This is a genomic window from Enterococcus sp. S53, assembly GCF_016516865.1.
GTDB lineage: Bacteria > Bacillota > Bacilli > Lactobacillales > Enterococcaceae > Enterococcus_D > Enterococcus_D innesii.
Map to the genome: position 1 here is coordinate 1 of NZ_JACVUH010000037.1, position 4,172 is coordinate 4,172.

At 42.1% G+C, this 4,172-nt stretch carries 1 protein-coding gene and 1 pseudogene; both read right to left on the reverse strand.

Translation table 11 applies throughout. The annotated features are described in order from the left end of the window. Window positions 1–2,050: pseudogene (locus IAE45_RS18330) on the reverse strand (hypothetical protein); the annotation flags it as partial. A 15-nt stretch (window positions 2,051–2,065) separates the two neighbouring features. Next, window positions 2,066–4,172: phage tail spike protein (locus IAE45_RS18335; protein ID WP_200143157.1), on the reverse strand; the 2,107-nt coding region annotated here is incomplete at its 5' end.

The window sequence follows — 4,172 nt, forward strand, 5'->3', positions numbered from 1 at the left end:
TCTGGGTTACACCGCCATCAGATGAAGTTAGCTTGAAATTCATCTGGTCTGCCAGTTGGGTAATTTGAGATATGGTCGCCATATCTTCAGGAGCAGGCGCCCAGTCAGTTGGCATTGTCCCTTCAATAAACATAGGTGAATTTATCCAAAGGCTACCAGCACTAAATATTCTTCCTAAAAGAATCTCTTTATTTGCACTCGCACCTTGTTGAGTCCATGTTATCCAATATCTCTTCCATGAAGTGGTGGCAGCTAACACATTATTGCCGTCCGATCCAGTGCCGCTTTTACCATCACTGTTCACGACACTTGTAGTTGTACCAGTTCCGTAAAAGTAATTGTTGAAATTAATGTTGCGATCTGCTTTAGCCCAGAAAGTAACAGTGAACTTTCCATCTCTTGGTATAGATGCTGTTTTTTGACGAAAAGTATCTACATAATTACTAGAAAAGGTACCTTTCAAAGTAGCATTTCCATTATAGGAATTATTAGCGTCAAGGCTTCCAGATAATCTATCTGCTAAAGTAGCAGTTTTAGTAAGCAAATTTCTGGTAGCAGTGCTTAGGTTGTTGATATCAGATTGGATATTAGTAACTGTTGTGGTTAGCCCATTTGCCGTTGCTTCAACTTGTGTAGCTTTAGTTAAAGCAGTATTTGCAGTTGTCTCAATGCTTGAAATAGTTGTTTTCAGTCCATTTGCCGTTGTTTCGACCTGCGTTGCTTTAGTAAGTGCTGAATCAGCTGTTGTTTTTGTTGTTGCAATTAATTGGGTGTGACCATCTACAGTTTCGGAGATTGTATTAACCTGAGTTACTGTTGCTTGTTCGTCTGGGTTCGGTACCCAACTGCTTACAATTGTTCCATCGGCGATCATGGCGTGCCAAAGAATGAATTCCATTTCTAGATCTTTTGAAGCCCTAGAAAATACAAACTGCATACTTGCTGTTCCACCTGCTTGTGAGCTAGCAGGAAAGACAACTCTTTTTATTTCTCCGGGTTCCACATTAATAGTTTTACCTAAGTTGTTACTAATACGAAGTTGATTAGAACCAACATTACTTACATAGATACTATGCACATAATAAGTTCCAGCCTCCACCAATCTACCAGCACCCATAGTGCCAAATATCGTAGCGTGGTCACCTGCATCAGCTAGTACTTTATGCCGGACAGCATTTGTTGCTTTCCACTCTGGCACAGATTGATTCATACTATATGTTGGGTTAGCATTTAGATACGATGTCATTCGAGGCGATTCAGAGTTTTTTAGGTAATTTCTAGTAGCCCCTTTCTGATTATCGACGATCTCTTGCACGCTGCTAATAGTCCTAGTAACTCCGTCAACAGTAGTTTCCAATACATTTGCTTTACTCAATGCACTGTCCGCAGTGGCCGTCACAGTCGCTATGGTTTGTTTTTGCCCGTCCACTGTGACGACTAATTCATTCAGTTTTTTAGTGGTACTTGTTGATGTCGTCTCAATATCTGTCATACGCCCAGTTAGACCAGTAACTGAGGTTTCTAGCGTTGCTGTTCTGCCTTCCACAGCGGCTGCTTTCTCATAAGCTTCGTTAGCCTTACTACTGATTGATGTAACTGTTCCATTGATAGTAGCTACATCAGAAACAAGCCCATTTACATCAATCTGGATCGCATCTGCTTTTGCTTTAGCCGCTTGAGCATCTAAACTAGCTTGTGTCGCTAAGCTTGCAGCATTTTCCCCTGCTTGCTTCGCCTCGCTGGCTGCTGATTGAGCTGCTTCCCCTGCAGCTTGTGCATCTTTCCCAGCCTTTTCAGCTGCTTCCGCTTTTTCGATAGCAGTCGCCACTTCCGCTTTGTTATTTTCCAAATCTTGATAAAAATCTGGATCTAAGACTTCAACAGATAACCGTTCTGGTTTCCAATCACCTTCCGTATAAATCATAGCAACAGGAGGACTTTTTGATGTATCTGTCCAGCGTTGACCCTCTACAGGATTAGCAGGAGCAGATGCCGTTTGTTCGCTATCTAGGTAGTTGGTAATCTGCTTGCTAACCTCAATAATTGCCATAAAGATTCCCCCTTTCTAGTAGTCAAAGCTCCGATCGCTACCTGCTCCGTACCGCACGATATCTACATGTTTTTTCTTTGTGTCCAAAACAAAAACGTCCCACAAGTCTTCTTCTAGTTCCCCTAAAGGACGATCTCTTTGATCTTTCTTTGGGCGACTGACAGAACAACTTGTTGAAACGTTTGTGATATTGTCTTTAGTTGTCATTCGGTCAGTGTGGTGATGACCGTGAGCCAAGAATGCGATTGTCCTTGGTGTGGTAAACGATACTGATATATCGCTGGCAAAATCAGCGTTACCAGTATATTTACGAGTAAAGCTGGTGCCTGTTTTAGCAGCCAACACCAACCCTTTGATTGTCTCCCAGTTATACGGGAAATAATGCGGCGTGGTCGTATACCAATCTCCCCACTGCACATGCTGGAAACAAACGATCGTGTAATCAGTCGGTGTGGCTTTTAAGTTATCCGCAAACCATTTAAGCTGGGCTTGTCGATAACCACCCACATTGACACCAAGGTACTTCACTGTACCGTCAGTATCATAAACGTATGGGATATCATAGGAATTCAAGATAAAAACACGAACCTTTTTGCCAGGCACGTCATAGTAGTAATACATGTTCTTGTCATTAGGATTTTCTTTGATATCCCAAATAGTGGACGGACGAGTTATGATCTCATACATTTCACTCGGCTTGATCGTGTAGCTCATATTGCCGTGCCATGCCTTGTTTTCGTTGTTTGGATCAGGCTGGTAGTTCTTGTTGACTTTGTACACTGCAGCGGTGCCTCGACCTTGCCGACCATCTCCCCACGAGTTATCATCATGATTGCCTTTGGTGAGGAAAAACGGACAGTTGGCCAAGCCAAACATGCTGACGACTTTCTTGTAGTTTGACACGTTCGTATCTTTCGTGGTTCCGCCATCGACGAAATCCCCACCGCCAACAATGCAGTCCAAAGGAATCATGTGAGACAATTCGGCAACATTTTTGATGTGGTTATCTGTCCGGCCATAGTTTTCTAAGTCCTCTTGGATAAATGTGTCGGTCGCATAGTGAATGTCTGTGATAAAAGGAATCGTGACAGTATTTTCATTTTGTAGTCGCATGATTTTGCTCGCTGTTTTCTTCAGTCCGTTCCAGAAATATATGGCTTGGACAAATTTATTTTCCGCATACATTACCTGGCATGAGATTTGGTTATCACGCCTTACATCATCTAAGTGAACAGATACTGTGTTGCCAGCATCCTTATTGGCTTCTATCCACTCTGTTTTCAGATTCCCGTCTTTGTCGGTCAGCTTCCAATAAAACTGGTAGTTTTCCAGATTGGCGGTAATGTCGGCATTGCCTTTATAAACCTTTACCTCGAAGTTTCTCAAGTTACCATCTTCTGTTGCAATCATTTCGGTTGTGATCGTGTCATCAGCTTTTTGGTTGATTTGGTTCTGCAGCTGCCGCAACTTAGCGCTGATTGCACTTTGTAATTCGATAACATTCCCTATGACAAGCCCATTGTTTGATGGATTTGTCCTACAGATGTCTTTCTGGAGGATCCTAGCACTGATTCGCAGTGCTAGGTTGTACTCTTCATCGATAATCGTCACACGGTCACCTACCATGAAGTCCGTATTGCTAAAAATGGCTTCAACAGTATACGTAGCCTCTGGCTGATTAATTTTCTTTAATTCAGCTAAACCTTCTGCAAACATTTGAGCCGGATTGTCTGATTGTGATTGATAGTTGCCATATACCCAACCAGAATCACGAGTATCAGTCGTATGGCCTCTACCCCATAATGCGTTAGCTTCACGGTCATAGATGATTGATTCGCCGATTCTCGTGAAATAGTTTCCGTCGTTGTATACCAAATTGTTAAAATTGCTGCCACCTGTTACGATCAAAGCAGTTTTCAAATTATCTACGTTAATGTGCTTCCCAATAGTGATCAGGTCAACACCAGCGTTAAGAACTTCGTTGGTTTCTACCCCGATTTGTTTTACTATATTGATTCGCTTTTTTGTGACTTTTAAATTTTGAAACTCAACAGTAAAATACATTTCGCAATTGAACATCTCGCATATCTGCTGCAATCTCGTTAAAGTAGTGTCGTTGTTA